At 60.7% G+C, this 15565-nt stretch carries 15 protein-coding genes; 12 read left to right on the forward strand and 3 right to left on the reverse strand.

The window, feature by feature from the left end; all coding sequences use genetic code 11:
- Positions 1-39 precede the first annotated feature (39 nt).
- From ACM6I0_RS14175 to ACM6I0_RS14210, 8 genes are all read left to right on the forward strand, one after another.
- Positions 40-1548, forward strand: coding sequence for a CoA-acylating methylmalonate-semialdehyde dehydrogenase (locus ACM6I0_RS14175; protein ID WP_414922597.1), 1509 nt, complete (start codon positions 40-42; stop codon positions 1546-1548).
- 110 nt (positions 1549-1658) lie between these two features.
- On the forward strand, positions 1659-2549 hold the full coding sequence (mmsB, locus tag ACM6I0_RS14180) for a 3-hydroxyisobutyrate dehydrogenase (protein ID WP_285433222.1): 891 nt from the start codon (positions 1659-1661) through the stop codon (positions 2547-2549).
- Between the two features lie 2 nt (positions 2550-2551).
- Positions 2552-3640, forward strand: a complete 1089-nt coding sequence (locus tag ACM6I0_RS14185; RefSeq protein ID WP_414922598.1) for an enoyl-CoA hydratase/isomerase family protein — start codon at positions 2552-2554, stop codon at positions 3638-3640.
- Between the two features lie 17 nt (positions 3641-3657).
- The gene (locus ACM6I0_RS14190; protein WP_414922599.1) at positions 3658-4809 is read left to right on the forward strand and encodes an acyl-CoA dehydrogenase family protein; all 1152 of its coding nucleotides are present in this window, start codon (positions 3658-3660) and stop codon (positions 4807-4809) included.
- Between the two features lie 63 nt (positions 4810-4872).
- Positions 4873-6501 (forward strand): methyl-accepting chemotaxis protein, encoded by a 1629-nt coding sequence (locus ACM6I0_RS14195; RefSeq protein ID WP_414922600.1) that lies wholly within the window; start codon positions 4873-4875, stop codon positions 6499-6501.
- 31 nt (positions 6502-6532) lie between these two features.
- A complete protein-coding gene (locus ACM6I0_RS14200; protein ID WP_414922601.1) occupies positions 6533-7195 on the forward strand; it encodes a TetR/AcrR family transcriptional regulator in 663 nt (220 codons plus the stop codon).
- A 210-nt stretch (positions 7196-7405) separates the two neighbouring features.
- Positions 7406-7690: a hypothetical protein gene (locus tag ACM6I0_RS14205; RefSeq protein WP_285433216.1), complete on the forward strand. Its 285-nt coding sequence runs from the start codon at positions 7406-7408 to the stop codon at positions 7688-7690.
- 573 nt (positions 7691-8263) lie between these two features.
- Positions 8264-8977: an SOS response-associated peptidase family protein gene (locus tag ACM6I0_RS14210; protein WP_414922602.1), complete on the forward strand. Its 714-nt coding sequence runs from the start codon at positions 8264-8266 to the stop codon at positions 8975-8977.
- A 46-nt stretch (positions 8978-9023) separates the two neighbouring features.
- Here the strand turns inward: ACM6I0_RS14210 and ACM6I0_RS14215 are convergent, their stop codons facing one another.
- The 3 genes from ACM6I0_RS14215 to ACM6I0_RS14225 all read right to left on the reverse strand — a co-directional run bounded on the left by ACM6I0_RS14215 (position 9024) and on the right by ACM6I0_RS14225 (position 10896).
- A complete protein-coding gene (locus tag ACM6I0_RS14215) occupies positions 9024-9224 on the reverse strand; it encodes a hypothetical protein (protein WP_222585827.1) in 201 nt (66 codons plus the stop codon).
- 104 nt (positions 9225-9328) lie between these two features.
- Positions 9329-9808, reverse strand: a complete 480-nt coding sequence (locus tag ACM6I0_RS14220; protein ID WP_414922603.1) for a sn-glycerol-3-phosphate transporter — start codon at positions 9806-9808, stop codon at positions 9329-9331.
- Positions 9809-9963: 155 nt separating this feature from the next.
- Positions 9964-10896, reverse strand: coding sequence for a helix-turn-helix transcriptional regulator (locus ACM6I0_RS14225; RefSeq protein WP_285433209.1), 933 nt, complete (start codon positions 10894-10896; stop codon positions 9964-9966).
- Positions 10897-11480: 584 nt separating this feature from the next.
- Between ACM6I0_RS14225 and ACM6I0_RS14230 the strand changes: the two genes are divergently transcribed.
- From ACM6I0_RS14230 to ACM6I0_RS14245, 4 genes are all read left to right on the forward strand, one after another.
- On the forward strand, positions 11481-12830 hold the full coding sequence (locus ACM6I0_RS14230) for an MFS transporter (protein ID WP_285433207.1): 1350 nt from the start codon (positions 11481-11483) through the stop codon (positions 12828-12830).
- Between the two features lie 97 nt (positions 12831-12927).
- A complete protein-coding gene (locus tag ACM6I0_RS14235) occupies positions 12928-13620 on the forward strand; it encodes a fumarylacetoacetate hydrolase family protein (RefSeq protein WP_414922604.1) in 693 nt (230 codons plus the stop codon).
- 42 nt (positions 13621-13662) lie between these two features.
- A complete protein-coding gene (locus tag ACM6I0_RS14240; RefSeq protein ID WP_414922605.1) occupies positions 13663-14421 on the forward strand; it encodes an SDR family oxidoreductase in 759 nt (252 codons plus the stop codon).
- A gap of 33 nt (positions 14422-14454) precedes the next feature.
- Complete coding sequence (locus tag ACM6I0_RS14245; protein ID WP_414922606.1) at positions 14455-15411, forward strand: 2-hydroxyacid dehydrogenase; 957 nt, start codon at positions 14455-14457, stop codon at positions 15409-15411.
- The last annotated feature ends 154 nt before the right edge of the window (positions 15412-15565 follow it).

Raw genomic sequence — 15565 nt, forward strand, 5'->3', positions numbered from 1 at the left:
GGCCTCTCTCGACTCAAAGAAAGTAGACAGGACCCGAAAATGACCTCCTCCAGCATTCCTAGCGTCAAGCTTCTCATCAACGGCGAGTTCGTCGAATCACGCAGCACCCAGTGGCGCGACGTGGTCAACCCGGCCACTCAGGAAGTTCTGGCTCGCGTGCCCTTCGCCACCGCCGAGGAAATGGACGCCGCCGTGGCCAGCGCCAAGGAAGCCTTCAAGACCTGGCGCAAGACGCCGATTGGCGCCCGCTCCCGGATCTTCTTCAAGTACCAGCAGCTGATCCGCGAGAACATCAAGGAACTGGCCGCCCTGCTCACCGCCGAACAGGGCAAAACCCTGCCGGATGCCGAAGGTGATGTGTTCCGCGGCCTGGAGGTGGTCGAGCACGCTGCCTCCATCGGCAACCTGCAAATGGGTGAGCTGGCCAACAACGTCGCCAATGGCGTCGACACCTATACCTTGATGCAGCCACTGGGCGTGTGCGCCGGCATCACCCCGTTCAACTTCCCGGCGATGATCCCGTTGTGGATGTTCCCGATGGCCATCGCCACCGGCAACACCTTCATCCTCAAGCCGTCCGAGCAAGATCCGCTGGTGACCATGCGCCTGGTCGAACTGGCACTGGAAGCCGGTGTACCCAAGGGCGTGCTTAACGTCATCCACGGCGGCGTCGACGCGGTGAACCTGATTTGTGATCACCCGGACATCAAAGCCGTGTCCTTCGTCGGTTCGACCAAAGTCGGCACCCATGTCTACAACCGTGCTACCCAGAATGGCAAACGCGCCCAGTGCATGATGGGCGCAAAAAACCACGCCATCGTCCTGCCCGATGCCAACAAGCAGCAGACGTTGAATAACCTGCTGGGCGCCTCGTTCGGCGCTGCCGGCCAACGCTGCATGGCCCTGCCGGTGGTGATCCTGGTGGGTGAAGCGCAGACCTGGCTGCCGGACCTGATCGAGCGGACCAAAACCCTCAAGATCAATGGCGGCACCGAACCGGGCACCGACATCGGCCCGGTGATCTCCTGCGCGGCGCTGGATCGCGTCAACAGCCTGATCGCCAGCGGCATCGAAGAAGGTGCCACGCTGGTACTGGATGGCCGCAACCCAAGCGTGCCGGGCTACCAGGACGGCAACTTCGTCGGCCCGACAATCTTCTCCAATGTCACCGCAAAAATGTCCGTGTACCGCGAAGAGATCTTCGGCCCAGTGCTGTGCGTCATGCATGCCGCCAGCCTGAGCGAGGCGATCGAGATCATCAACGCCAACCCGAATGGCAACGGCACCGCCCTGTTCACCCGCTCCGGCGCCGCTGCCCGTCACTTCCAGGAAGAAATCGACGTCGGTCAGGTCGGGATCAACGTGCCGATCCCGGTACCGGTTCCGCTGTTCTCCTTCTCCGGTTCGCGCGCCTCCAAGCTCGGCGATCTGGGCCCTTACGGCAAGCAAGTGGTGACCTTCTACACCCAGACCAAAACGGTCACCCAGCGCTGGTTCGACGAGGATGACACCGGCGGCTCGGTGAACACCACCATCACCCTGAAATGATCTCTGCCGGCCGGCGCCCAGCGTCGGCCGGCCGGGACTTGAACGGTGCATTCGCAGACATAACGGGTCGACGCGCAACAGCGCCTCCCCTCTCGCAAAAGGTAGTCAACATGCATATCGGATTTCTCGGCCTGGGCAACATGGGCGGCCCAATGGCGCGCAACCTGCTCAAGGCTGGCCACAGCCTGACCGTCTTCGATCCTTTCCCGCAGGCGGTCGCCGCCCTGGTCGAGGCCGGCGCCAGCGCCGCTGACTCGCCCGCCGCCGTGGCCAAGGCCGGGGTCGAGGTGATCGTCACCATGCTGCCAACCGCCGACCACGTGAAGCAGGTCTATCGCGGCAAGGACGGCTTGCTGGCCAACATCGGCCAAGGCGTGCTGCTGATCGACAGTTCGACCATCGACCCGATCAGTGCCCGCGAAGTCGCAAAATTCGCCCTGGCCCAAGGCAACCCGATGCTCGACGCACCGGTCTCCGGCGGCACCGGCGGCGCGACGGCTGGCACCCTGACCTTTATGGTCGGCGGCCCGGTCAGTGTGTACGACCAGGCCCTGCCGGTCCTCTCGGCCATGGGCCGCAACATCGTGCACTGCGGCGGCGCAGGCAACGGCCAGGTGGCCAAGATCGCCAACAACATGCTGCTCGGCATCTCCATGGTCGGCGTCGCCGAGTCCATGGCCCTGGGTGTGGCCCTGGGCATGGACGCCAAGGTGCTGGCCGGTGTCATCGGCACGTCCACCGGTCGCTGCTGGAGTTCGGAGATCAACAATCCGTTCCCGGGCGTGCTGGAAAATGCCCCGGCCTCGCGTGGATACACTGGCGGCTTCGGCACCGACCTGATGCTCAAGGACCTCGGTCTCGCCACCGAAGCCGCCAAACATGCGCGTCAGCCAGTGGTGCTCGGTGCCGCCGCCCAGCAGCTCTACCAGACTTTCAGCCTGCAAGGTAATGGCGGTCTGGACTTCTCCGCGATCATCAAACTGTTCCGTGGGGAAGCGTAAGCATGAGCGAGCAGCAAGCCCCGGTGCTGGCCAGTGTGCGTAATCGCATCGGCCACCTGACGTTGAATCGACCCGGTGCGTTGAACACCCTGGACCTGCCCATGGTGACACTGCTGTGCCGGCACCTGTGGGTGTGGGAACAGGACCCGGAGATTGTCGCCGTGACCCTTCGCGGCGCCGGGGAGAAAGCCTTCTGCGCCGGCGGCGACATCCGCATGCTGTACGACAGTCACAAGGCCGGGGACAACCTGCACGAGCTGTTCCTCGAAGAAGAGTACTCCCTTGACGAGTACCTGCATGGCTACTCCAAACCGGTACTGGCGCTGCTGGATGGTTTCGTCCTCGGCGGCGGCATGGGGCTGGCACAGGCTGCTTCGCTGAGGGTGATCACCGAACGCACGCGGATGGGCATGCCGGAAGTCGGCATCGGCTTTTTCCCCGATGTCGGCGGCAGTTATTTTCTGCCGCGCCTTCCGGGTGAGCTGGGTCTCTATCTGGGGGTCACAGGCTGCCAGGTCCGTGCCGCCGATGCGCTTTATGCCAACCTCGCCGACTACTGTCTGCCCAGCGAGCGGTTGGCCGAACTGGATGCCGCCCTGGATCACTTGAACTGGACCGGTGCGCCCGAGGAAGACTTGCAAGACCTGCTCGCCGGCCTGGCCACCGAGCGAATTGCCGGATCGGAACTCAAGGCTTATCGCCAGGTGATCGATGAGTATTTCTCGTTGCCTGATGTGCCGGCGATTCGCAACGCGCTGCAGCGCGAGCAGCGTCCCGAGCTGCGCGACTGGGCCGAACAGACAGTCGCACTGCTCGACAGCCGCTCGCCGCTGGCAATGGCCACCACACTGGAGCTGTTGCGTCGCGGTCGATACCTGAGCCTGGCCGACTGTTTTGCCCTGGAGTTGCACCTGGACTACCAGTGGTTCGACAAAGGCGACCTGATGGAGGGCGTCCGCGCCCTGATCATCGACAAGGACAAGACCCCACGCTGGAACCCGCCAACCCTGGCGGAACTGGTACCGACGCGGGTGCAGGCTTTCTTCAGAGAATTTCGCCCAGCCTCTGGCACTCCCCTTCGCACCGCCTGATCGGCAGGAGACTCGCAATGCACGATATCGAATTGACCGAAGAACAACGCATGATCCGCGACATGGCACGTGACTTCGCCCGCAGTGAAGTCGGCCCGCATGCCCAGGCTTGGGAAAAAGCCGGCTGGATCGATGACGCCGTCGTGGCGCAGATGGGTGAACTGGGCCTGCTGGGCATGGTGGTGCCGGACACATGGGGCGGCAGTTACACCGACTACGTCGCCTACGCCCTGGCCGTGGAAGAAATCTCGGCCGGCGACGGTGCGCTCGGCGCCTTGATGAGCATCCACAATTCAGTGGGCTGTGGCCCCTTGCTCAAATATGGCACCCCGTCCCAGCAAGACCGCTGGTTGCCACTTCTGGCCAGCGGCCAGGCCATCGGCTGTTTCTGCCTGACCGAACCACAGGCCGGTACCGAAGCCCACAACCTGCGTACCCGCGCCGAGTTTCGCGACGGCCAGTGGGTGCTCAACGGAGCCAAGCAGTTCGTCAGTAATGGCAAGCGTGCCAAGCTGGCCATCGTCTTCGCCGTGACCGATCCGGAGCTGGGCAAGAAGGGTCTGTCGGCCTTCCTGGTGCCGACCGACAACCCCGGATTCGTGGTCGATCGCAGCGAACACAAGATGGGGATCAAGGCGTCCGATACCTGTGCGGTCACCCTGAACAACTGCACGATCCCCCAGGATCATTTGCTGGGCGAACGCGGTAAAGGCCTGGCCATTGCCCTGTCCAACCTGGAAGGCGGTCGCATTGGCATCGCCGCCCAGGCCCTGGGCATCGCCCGCGCCGCCTTCGAGGCCGCGCTGGGGTATGCCCGCGAACGCATCCAGTTCGGTAAGCCGATCATCGAACACCAGAGCGTGTCCAACCTGCTCGCCGATATGCACACCCGGCTCAATGCCACCCGCCTGTTGGTGTTGCATGCCGCACGCCTGAAAAGTGCCGGGCAATCGTGCCTGTCAGAAGCTTCGCAGGCCAAGCTGTTCGCCTCGGAAATGGCGGAACGCGTGTGCTCCAGCGCGATGCAGATCCATGGCGGCTACGGCTATCTGGAGGACTACCCGGTGGAGCGTTACTACCGTGATGCACGCATCACCCAGATCTACGAAGGCACCAGCGAGGTGCAGCGCCTGCTGATTGCCCGCGAGCTGGCCCACTACGCGCTCTGAGCCCCTGGCCGGACGCGCCCTGCGTCCGGCTGCTACCTCTTTCGCCCCCTCCTGGAGTTGCCCATGCTCGGCCTGCGTAATATTCCCATCAGCCGCCGGCTGTGGTTGATCCTGCTGATGTCCATCCTGATGCTGCTGATTCTCGCCGGCCTGATGCTCAAGCAGAGCTATGACGACCTCTATGCCGCCAAGGCGCTGAAAACCCGCCACGTGGTCGAGACCGCCAGCGGCGTCTTGCGCCATTTCCAAGATCTGGAAGACCACGGTCTCAGCCGTGAGCAGGCGCAACAACAGGCCAGCGCAGTGATACGCGACCTGCGCTACGACCACGAGGACTACTTCTGGATCGAAGACCTCGACACCCGCATGGTCATGCACCCCAATGCCAAGCTCCAGGACAAGCGTATGGCTGGCACCCTCGACCCGGATGGCAAGGCCTTGTTCGACGAGATGGTTGCCGTGGCCGTACGCGACGGTTCTGGCCTGGTGCGCTACCGCTGGCCCAAGCCGGGTTCCGACGCGCCGGTGGAAAAGGTCTCCTACGTCGAACTGTTCAAGCCTTGGGGCTGGATCGTCGGCTCGGGCATCTACATCGACGACGTGCACGTCGAGTTCCGCCGCCAGCTGATACAGGCCTTCGTCATTCTGGTGATGATCGCCCTGCTGCTCAGCGCGCTGATCCTGCTGATTGCCCGCAGCATCGCCTCGCCACTGACGCAGGTGGTTGATGCCATGGAGAACATCGCCAGCGGCGACGCCGACCTGACCCGCAACCTGGACAGCCGCTGGCGCGACGAACTGACCGCCATGAGCGGCCACTTCAACGCGTTCACCAGCAAACTGCGCGGGGTGATCGGCCAGTCCATGCAGACCGCCGGCAGACTGGACAAGGCCTCGCAATCGCTCGGTGAAATCGCCAGCGACAGTCAGCGCCACAGTCAGCAGCAATCCCAGCAGATGGAACTGGTGGCCGCTGCCATTCATGAGGTTTCCTACGCCGTACAGGAAGTGGCGAAGAACGCCGAGCATGCCGCCAACGAAGTACGCCAGGCCGATGAGCAGGCACGCCAGGGCCAGCACAACATCGACAGCAGCCTGCGCCAGATCGACCAGTTGTCCGAGACCATCGGCCAAGCCGTCGAAGTGATCCAGAGCCTGGCCCAGGAAAGCACCCAGATTGGCAGCGTGCTGGAAGTGATCCGCGCCATCGCCGAGCAGACCAATTTGCTGGCATTGAACGCCGCCATCGAGGCGGCGCGCGCTGGCGAGCAGGGTCGCGGCTTTGCCGTGGTGGCCGACGAAGTGCGCCTGTTGGCGCAGCGCACCCAGCAATCCACCGCGCAGATCCAGGGCATGATCGAGCGCCTGCAGGGCAACTCGGAAGCGGCGGTCAATGTCATCAATGCCAGCAGCCAAGCCGCTCAACAAACCGTGGAACAAGCCCGCCAAACCGGTGAGAGCCTGCACCAGGTCATTGGCGCATTGCGCAACCTCACCGAACTCAACGCCTCGATCGCCAGTGCCACCCTGGAGCAGTCGCACGTGGTCGAGGACATCAACCAGAATGTCACCCGTGCAGCCTCGCTGGCCCACGAAAACGCCCAGGCCGCAGACCGCTCCAACGAGGCCAGCCAACAATTGGGTCAACTGGCCAGCCAGCTCAATAAGCTTTTGGGGCAGTTTCGCGTATGAGGTGGATCAACAACGATGGAGGCCTGATGTCATGACCCACGCTCAGCCAGTCACGTCCCGTTGCACCAGACCGAATTGCGTTGCGCCGCAGGCCATCGACTCGCGCTACCTGGAAACCCGCCAGAAGGCGCTTGAGCTTTTCGCCAAGTGCGGTTTCAGTCGGGTCAGCATGCGCGACCTGGCCACTTATCTGGGGATTGCTGCCGGCTCCATTTACAACCACATCGAAAGCAAGGAAGCCTTGCTGTTCGAACTGATCGAGGAGCTCTACGAGCAGTTGCTTCATGGCGCCAGCCTGGTGACTCGTCGCAAATCCGCGCCCGACGTACGACTGCACGGCCTGCTTGAGGCGCACCTGCTGCTACATGAGCGAATGGGGGCGCATTTCCGTCTGGCGGAATACGACCTGCATTGCCTGAGCAGCGAACAGCACGCCTCGATCCTGAGTCTGCGCCGACGCTATGAGGAGCACCTGGTGGAAACGATTGAGCAGCTCACCGGCAAACCGGCCAGCGCCACCCGACGCGCCACCCTGAGCGGCATCGTCTCCCTGCTCAACCAACTGCCGGCCTGGGTCGGGGAACCCCAGGCAAGCGGCAGGGCACGTCGCAAGCTGCTGCATGAGATGGTGATGAGTACCCTTCAGGGCGCGTTGCAGGCGACTCATGCTTCAGGCGCTCGACTGACGCGCTAAAAGGCCAGCAAGCCTATCGGCATCAGCGAAACACGCCCTGCCGAACGCTGATCGCCAAACCACTCGCCTGCAAAAAAAATAACCGTCAGGTTTCGATGTGGTTTTTTTGCGTCTACCTTTATCCGTCAGAACTCACCTCTGCATCCAAAGGCAAACAACTAACGACAAAAGTACATACGAATACATGCTCCCCCACTTCGAGGATCAGACATGCATCCATCCTTTCTGCAGCGCATCGACGAACTCTGCGCCCTGCTCGGCCCCTCCAGCGCAACACGCATCGAATTCTTCCGGCGCTGTAACCGACTGAAGTCGCGCCGTGGTGTTCGCTTTCAGGTGGTGACCAAGAAACTCGGCATTTTCCATGTCGTCGAGCGATACACGGGCAAGACTTGGGCCTTGCGCTCCAGTTACCGGGAGGCCATGGAATTCGCCATTTACCTCGAGGAAAAGTCCAACCGGCGCAAGGAAGGCGTACGGCGCATGGCGAGCTGATGCCGCATCGGTGAGACGCGGTCATCGCAGAGCGTAAAACCCGTCTCTAAAAGACTACTGTCAGCCGTGAGCCTGCTTTTCTACGGGAGGCAGAAGTTCATGCGACTTTAAGCGCGAGGGTCGATCGTCGTCCGTCCGCCATGAGCTGCAGATACGCTTGCCATTTTTTGAACGCTTGTTGCTGTCGGTTGGAGGCTTCCTGCCACCGAGATCCACCGATGAGTTCGACCGGGATAGACATCATCTGTTCGGTCGCAGCATCAAGCTCATCAACGAGCTTGCGCCCGTTCGGCATTTCGGAAATTAGAGATCGCATAGGAACCTGGTTTTTTTTGGGCTACTACATCGACTTGCTAACTGTTTGATCGTGCGCAGGTTCCGACGAACGGCTACTAAATTCTTTATCTGTGCTGCGCGCGGCATGAAACACCGCCGCCCGCGCCCTGGTTGGCGTATTCGTTGACCAGGGGAGTCCTTATTAAAACTCCCTCAACCATTCCCTGATCTGATCCAACAAATAATGAAACCGCCGGCCATGGGTCTATCCTGAATACACAGCAGGAGGGTGCAATCATGTGCGGACGCCTTTCCCAGTACCGTGGCATTCACGACTTTGTCGCGGCCCTCAGCATCCCCAACGCCCTGCTCAACTATGTCGGCGACCAACCTTTGGAGCGCTATAACGCTGCGCCGACCACGCAGCTCGCGCTCTTTCACCGCGATGGTGAATACCTGCGTGCTGACAGTGTGCGTTGGGGCTGGCGCCCACACTGGGCCAAAGACCGTGCCCCGCCGATCAATGCCCGGGTGGAAAAGGTCGCCCATGGCCCCTTCTTCAAAGCCATCTGGCCGCACCGGGCGATTCTCGCGATCGACAACTGGTTTGAGTGGGTTTACGAAGGCGGCCCGAAAAAACAGCCCTACCTGATCCGTCACCGCGACCACACGCCGATTCTCTGTGCAGCGATCGGCCAATACCCCATCGGCGAGCATGAGCCCAGCGAACATGACGGCTTTGTGATCATCACCGCCGACAGTGCCGGCGGCATGGTGGACATTCATGATCGACGGCCGGTGGTACTCGCACCAGAGCTGGCGGGCGAATGGCTAGACCCCGCCACACCCAAGGAGCGGGCCGAACAGATGGTGCTGTTGCAGGGTGAGCCGGCTGAGGCGTTTGAATGGTTTCAGGTAGCTCGCGCGGTGGGCAACGTTCGCAATCAAGGGCCGGAGCTTATTGTGCCAACCAGCAAGATCAGCAGCGGCGCCTACAAGGGTCACGATTAAGCCTGGCCCTGCCGTGAAAAGCCCAGCGCGGTGCGCTGGGCTCTGTTTATCTTCTGTGTTCCATCATCTTGTCCGCGAGAACGGTCGCCCTTTCGACCAATAGGTTCTGCCTGTCCTCGTGACTCGAATTCGGACCGCCGATAACCGGTGCAGTCAGGTTGCTTTCCGCAATCAATGCAGCACAAAAGTATTGATCCCAGACGGCTCTGTTTTCTGCAGCCTGAGTGCTCATTTGGACCGCTTGCATAGGCGCCTCCTGTTGATGAGGTTGCGCACCTATTTTACGCCTGAACTGCAAACAACCCTCGACACTACGGACAGTCGGCAGGCATGCGCGCCAGCGCAGTTTCTTTAGAATCGCAGGCCTGCGGTGACCAGCGCCGCATTGAATCCGAGCAATACCAGCTCGGTGGTTACAGGCCCGTAATGAACCCCTAATGACTGAATGATCACAGGTGCAACACCGAAGTGATTGAGCGGTATTTTGTCTTTGTATTTGCCGTGATAGCCCTCGACGGCACCGCCGGTCAACTTCATGTAAACCGGGTAGTCCGCGCTTTCGTAGCGCTTTCCGATGTAGGCGTAATAAGACCGCTGGCTGAACGAGTTGCGGAAGGTCGCCCCGCCAAACAACCAGCCGGAGGGTTCGTTCCGCTCCAGCCCGATCAAGTCCTGATTGTTATTGTGGTCAGGGTCCGGCGTGTAGTGCCGGGTATAGACGCTTGTTTGCAGTTGCCAGAATCCCTGGTTCTTTTCAGACGCGTCGTCCTGAGCCAGTGCATGGACACACGGGGCCATCAGCAGAAAACCGCAGATCCATGGTTTTTTCATCGGTAGCCCCTGAGAGGCAATCGGGCTCACGCCGGAAGGCGTGCCCGATTTTAGGCGTGCATTGAGTTGGAAACGTTAGTCTAGTCGGTAAAAAAGGAACATCCGAAACGCTCGTCCCAGCCGCCATGAGCCCATCGAAGGCGAGTATTGAACCGTCATGTGCTGGAGGGGGATTGTGGCGTATCAGGATTGAGTTGCTGACGCCGAAATTGCCCTGGAGGCTGGCCGTGGATCTGGCGGAAGCGTCGTGAAAAATAGGCTTCGTCGGCGAAGCCGCACAACCTCGCCACCTCCCCCACTGGCCGCGTTCCATTGAGTAAATAATTGCGCGCCGCGTGCATCCGGCGTTCGAGAACCAGTTCGGTGAACGTCTTGCCGATTTCCTTGCGTAACCAGTGCGTGAGGTACGTCGGCGACAGGTAGGTCGCAGCGGCGACCTTGATCAGGTTGAGATCGGGGTCGGCGATGTTCTTGCGCAAATACTCCGACATCCTGCTCAGGGCGTCGCGTCGGCTGACTTCGGCGGCGTTCTCTTCGGCCAGCCGTTTCAATGGCTCTGCGTACAAGGCGCAGACACTTCCAATCAATTGCAGCAGCAAGCCCTTGAGCATCTCACGGGTGCCGAACTGACGGTTTCCGTCGAGCACGCGCATCTGTTCGATCAACCCACAGACCTTGCTGAAATCTTCATCGGCCAGAATGAAATCCAGATGTTCCTGAAAGCGGAACGGCGACAACTCCGGCGCCAGGAGAATCGAGACTTCCTCCAGATCCATCGGATCGCACTGCAAGTGCGGCAGCAGAAAGGTCTGGGAAAAATTGATCACCATGAAGTTGCTGTCAGCCGGATGCGGAATCACGTGCACGCGATGCGGCAGGATGAAGGCCAGGGTGTTGCGTGGAAACGGACGCTCGACGTTGCCGATGTGCTGCTCGGTATCGCCCCCCAGGTTGACCTGGATCTGGAAATACTCGTGGCGATGCGGACTGGTTTCGGCGAGCCGGCCCTTTTTGTCGCGGATGTAAAAGTCCGTCAATTCGCTACGTTGCTGCATGACGTAAGTGGGTACTCGATTCGATGACGACATCGCCTGAGGCTCCTCGACAGGTACATGGGCAGGTTGTCGTCGCGCCGCGGAACAGGCGGCGACGTCGCTGATTGTGTCGGCCGCGACGGCCGAATTCAATGCGTCATAGGATGACATCAAAAATCAGAGAATTAATTGTATTCGTGTGTGCTACGTCGTCTGTCCAAAAAAATAAGTCAGATCAAGATTATTTAATCTTTTATAAACAATAACTTATCAAACGTTTTCGACAAAATTACGGAAATAAGCCGATTTGATTTTTCTTGGACACCTGCACTAATCGCTGTTTTCAGGAGAAAAAACGATCTAACGCCTTCGTTGATTTTGCGATGTTGTACGACCACTCTGACAGCCAATGCAGCCCGACCCTTCCAAAAACAATCACAAGGTGCGCACGCAATGAACCTGTTTCTTTCCCACGCTAACCCTCCCCCGACCGAGCCTGTCCGAAGGCGTATCTGAGCGCCTGACAGCGTCTGTTCGCGCCTCTCATTCAAGTAGCGATGCTCTGCCCCGACACCGGGGGCATCGGTTTCGGCTGCGCGCGAACAACTGGATTCCTCTAACAATAAAAAGGTCTACTCATGTCGAACTCGCACACCTCCCCGTCCACCGCGCCGTCGGTGAGCACCGGCGCCCGGGACGCCCTGTTGCCTCAGCGACTGCCGACACGTCGGCGCTGGTTCATGCTGTCGTTGCTGCTGATTGCGACCATCATCAACTACATCGACCGCGTAAATATCTCGATTGCCGCACCGTTCATGGCCAAGGATCTGGGGCTGGACAAGATCGAGATGGGCCTGATTTTTTCCGCGTTTGCCTGGACCTACGCACTCGCCCTGGTCCCAGCCGGGTTCATTGCCGATCGCTTCGGTTCCCGGGTCACCTACGGGGTATCGCTGATCAGTTGGTCGGCCGTCACCGTGTGCCAAGGCTTTGCCACAGGATTCGCTTCGCTGTTTGGGCTGCGCCTGGCGGTCGGAGCCATGGAAGCTCCAGCGTTTCCTGCCAACAGCCGAGCGGTGACGGTGTGGTTCCCGGCCCGCGAACGTGGCCTGGCCAGCAGCATTTACGTGTGTGGCCAATACCTGGGCACGGCCCTGTTTACCGGCGCGCTGTTATGGCTGGCGACGACCTATGACTGGCGCCACGTTTTCTACAGCACCGGGATACTTGGCATTGTGTTCGGTGTGATCTGGCTCTACGTGTACCGCGATCCACTGAGCTGCAAGAACGTCAGCGAGGAAGAGCTGAAGTACATCGAAGCTGGCGGTGGACTGGTCAAGAGCAGTCAGGAGCGCACGCGGTTCAACTGGAGGCAGATCACCGAGCTGTTCAGCTATCGGCAGATCTGGGCGATTTGCATCGGCAAGTTCGCCAGCACCTCGGCGTTGTACTTCTTCCTGACCTGGTTCCCGACGTACCTGATCGAAGAACGCAAGCTGACCATGATCAAGGCCGGGATCTTCGCGGTGCTGCCGTTCGTGGGAGCGACGGTCGGCATTTTGCTCGCAGGCATCATCTCCGACTTGCTGATACGCCGTGGTTACTCAATGTCCTTCGCTCGCAAGCTGCCCTTGGTGGTCGGATCGATGCTGGGGATGTCGATTGTGCTGGTGAATTTCACCGACTCGAACGTGATCTGCATTGCCGTGCTGACCATTGCCTTCTTCGCCCAGGGAATCGCTTCGTCGTCGTGGGCGGCCGTATCGGAAGTCGCGCCCAAGGAACTGATCGGACTGACCGGCGGGGTCACCAGCCTGGCCGCCAACATCGGAGGGATCGTCACCCCGATTGTGATTGGCGGCATCGTCCACGCGACCGGCTCGTTTGCCTACGCCTTCTGGTTCATCGGTGGCGTGGCGCTGATGGGGACCCTGTCCTATTCGTTGCTGCTCGGTCGCTTGTACCGCATCGAACTCAAGGTGCGCTGAGCCAAGACAGCGTTTTTCTCCAACACGAGGCGGCATTCGTCCAACTTCACAAAAGATTGCCGCCGTACGCTGACGCTTCTAACAGGACACCTGAAAAATGACCATGACCGAGTATGTGTTTACCCCGGATCTGCCCGTGACCTTGCCGGTTGCTGGCAGCCAGCAGCGCTTTCCCGTTGGCCGGGTATTTTGCGTCGGCCGCAACTACCCTTGGCCAGATACCCAAGGCCAGTCCCGTCAGCCGCCCGTGTTCTTCATGAAACCGGCGAGCAACGTGGTGGAGGCGACGGGGGAAGTGATCTTCCCGCCGTTGACCGAAGAGTTTGCCCACGAAATCGAATTGGTCGTGGCCATTGGCGAGGGTGGCGCCAATATTCCTGAGAGTCAGGCATTGGCCTATGTCTGGGGCTATGCAGCCGGTCTTGATCTGACCCGTCGCGATGTCCAGCGCTCGGCCAAAAGCAATGGTTTGCCGTGGGAAGGCGCCAAGGTATTCGACGGCGCCGCGCCAATGACCGCCATCGTCCCGATGACTCGCGCGGGTCACCCTGACGGCGAGTTGTGGCTGAACGTCAATGGCCAAGAGCGCCAGCGCGACAGCCTCGACAGTCAGATCTGGTCAGTCAGTGAAATCATCAGCCGCATCTCGCAATCGGTCGCGCTGCGAGCCGGCGACCTGATCATGACCGGCAGCCCGGCAGGCGTCGATGTGCTGCAACCCGGCGACATCATCAACGCCGGGATCGACGGCATCGGCCAACTGGAAATGCGCGTCGGCCAGCGACCTTGAGCCCGGCACACACCCTCGTGAATTGAAAAAGGAGATAACCACATGAACCGTCCTTTGAAAGTGGCGCTGGTCACCGGTGCCGGTAGCGGAATCGGCCGCGCCGTGGCCCTGGGCCTGATGGCCGACGGGTTCACCCTGGTCTTGGCCGGACGCCGGCCAGAACCCCTGCAGGCATTGGTCGACCTGGCGAGCAGCGAGGGACACGAAGCCTTGGCGGTCCCCACTGACGTGCGCGATCCGGCCAGTGTCGATGCGCTGTTTGCAACCATCGCCGAGGTCTACGGACGCCTCGATGTGGTGTTCAACAACGCCGGGGTCAACGCCCCTGCCGTACCGCTGGATGAACTGACGTTCGAGCAGTGGCGAAACGTGATCGACACCAACCTCAACGGGGTTTTCCTCTGCGCCCGTGGTGCCTTCGCACTGATGCGCCGGCAACAGCCACAGGGCGGACGCATCATCAACAACGGCTCGATCTCGGCACACACTCCGCGCCCGCTCAGCAGCGCCTACACCGCGAGCAAACACGCGGTGCTGGGACTGACCAAATCCCTGGCCCTGGACGGGCGCGAATTCAACATCGCCTGCAGCCAGATCGACATCGGCAACGCCTTGACCGAAATGTCGGTGCGCATGACCAAAGGCGTGCGCCAGGCCAACGGCACCATCGCGGTGGAGCCGATGGTGGACGTCAAGCATGTGGCCGATGCCGTGCGCTACATCGCCGGTCTGCCGCTGGAGGCGAACGTCCTGAACATGACCGTCATGGCCAGTGCCATGCCGTTTGCCGGTCGCGGTTGAACCGGCTTTTTTATTCCGTTACGCGAGGTTTACATGAAACCAGAAGTCTTGCAGCTCAGCCCGATCCTGATTCCTGAAATCAACACCCGGCTTGATGAGTTGTTCACCGTCAGACGTTACTTCCAGCAGGCCGACAAGCAGGCTTATTTGCAGGAACACGGCGCGAACATTCGCGGGGTGATCACCGGCGGGCATACCGGGATCAGCCAGGCGCTGATGGCGCAGTTGCCGAAACTGCAAGTGGTGGCAGTCAATGGCGTCGGCACCGATGCGGTTGACCTGGCCTATGCCAGGGATCGTGGGATCCGCGTCACCGCGACCATCGGCGCGCTGACCGAAGATGTCGCCGACCTGGCCATCGGCTTGCTGATTGCCGTGTGTCGCGGGCTGTGCACCAGTGATCGTTACGTACGTTCGGGACAATGGCCGCACAGCGCGACACCATTGGCGCCCTTGCCTTTGGCGCGTCAGGTATCAGGCATGCGAATCGGCATCGTCGGCATGGGCCGGGTCGGGCGTGCCGTGGCAACCCGCGCCGCCGCCTTCGGCTGCCCGATCAGCTACACCGATTTGCAGCCCATGAGCGATGTGAGCCACACGTTCTTCGCCGATCTGAAACAGCTGGCCAGCAACAGTGACGCGCTGATTCTCGCCGCCGCGGCCGACAAGGCTGAAGCCATTATCAATGCCGAGGTGCTGCAAGCGTTGGGTAAAGGTGGGTATCTGATCAACGTGGCCCGGGGCAAGCTCGTCAACGAGGCGGACCTGGTGTCTGCACTGGCGGCCGGTGAGATTGCAGGTGCGGCGCTGGATGTGTTTGTCGATGAACCGAACGTGCCGCAGGTGCTGTTTGGTAACGAGAACGTGGTGCTGCAGCCCCATCGCGCGAGTGCGACGCTGCAGACTCGCACGCGGATGGGCGAGATGGTGGTGGCAAGTCTGGTGGACAGTTTTGCCGGGAAGATACCGCAGGGTTGTGTGACTGGCTGAAGGTTGGTCACCGAGGGTAATGCTGTTCGCTGAAGACAGTTTTGGGGTTGCTGGTTGGGGGTTGGGTGCATATCCGTTTTTGCGGTAACGGCTGCTGTTGGTTCCGCCCTGACGGCGGGTCACTTTCGAAAAGCGCGAAAGTAACCAAAGCGCT

The sequence above is a fragment of the Pseudomonas sp. IT-P294 genome (assembly GCF_949767865.1).
In the GTDB taxonomy this organism is placed as follows: Bacteria; Pseudomonadota; Gammaproteobacteria; order Pseudomonadales; family Pseudomonadaceae; genus Aquipseudomonas.

What these genes read in the sequence shown, in the direction of transcription:
- ACM6I0_RS14175 (WP_414922597.1), top strand. Translation starts at nt 40, where the DNA reads ATGACCTCCTCCAGCATTCCTAGCGTCAAGCTTCTCATCAACGGCGAG.
- mmsB (WP_285433222.1), top strand. Translation starts at nt 1,659, where the DNA reads ATGCATATCGGATTTCTCGGCCTGGGCAACATGGGCGGCCCAATGGCG.
- ACM6I0_RS14185 (WP_414922598.1), top strand. Translation starts at nt 2,552, where the DNA reads ATGAGCGAGCAGCAAGCCCCGGTGCTGGCCAGTGTGCGTAATCGCATC.
- ACM6I0_RS14190 (WP_414922599.1), top strand. Translation starts at nt 3,658, where the DNA reads ATGCACGATATCGAATTGACCGAAGAACAACGCATGATCCGCGACATG.
- ACM6I0_RS14195 (WP_414922600.1), top strand. Translation starts at nt 4,873, where the DNA reads ATGCTCGGCCTGCGTAATATTCCCATCAGCCGCCGGCTGTGGTTGATC.
- ACM6I0_RS14200 (WP_414922601.1), top strand. Translation starts at nt 6,533, where the DNA reads ATGACCCACGCTCAGCCAGTCACGTCCCGTTGCACCAGACCGAATTGC.
- ACM6I0_RS14205 (WP_285433216.1), top strand. Translation starts at nt 7,406, where the DNA reads ATGCATCCATCCTTTCTGCAGCGCATCGACGAACTCTGCGCCCTGCTC.
- ACM6I0_RS14210 (WP_414922602.1), top strand. Translation starts at nt 8,264, where the DNA reads ATGTGCGGACGCCTTTCCCAGTACCGTGGCATTCACGACTTTGTCGCG.
- ACM6I0_RS14215 (WP_222585827.1), bottom strand. Translation starts at nt 9,224, where the DNA reads ATGCAAGCGGTCCAAATGAGCACTCAGGCTGCAGAAAACAGAGCCGTC.
- ACM6I0_RS14220 (WP_414922603.1), bottom strand. Translation starts at nt 9,808, where the DNA reads ATGAAAAAACCATGGATCTGCGGTTTTCTGCTGATGGCCCCGTGTGTC.
- ACM6I0_RS14225 (WP_285433209.1), bottom strand. Translation starts at nt 10,896, where the DNA reads ATGTCGTCATCGAATCGAGTACCCACTTACGTCATGCAGCAACGTAGC.
- ACM6I0_RS14230 (WP_285433207.1), top strand. Translation starts at nt 11,481, where the DNA reads ATGTCGAACTCGCACACCTCCCCGTCCACCGCGCCGTCGGTGAGCACC.
- ACM6I0_RS14235 (WP_414922604.1), top strand. Translation starts at nt 12,928, where the DNA reads ATGACCATGACCGAGTATGTGTTTACCCCGGATCTGCCCGTGACCTTG.
- ACM6I0_RS14240 (WP_414922605.1), top strand. Translation starts at nt 13,663, where the DNA reads ATGAACCGTCCTTTGAAAGTGGCGCTGGTCACCGGTGCCGGTAGCGGA.
- ACM6I0_RS14245 (WP_414922606.1), top strand. Translation starts at nt 14,455, where the DNA reads ATGAAACCAGAAGTCTTGCAGCTCAGCCCGATCCTGATTCCTGAAATC.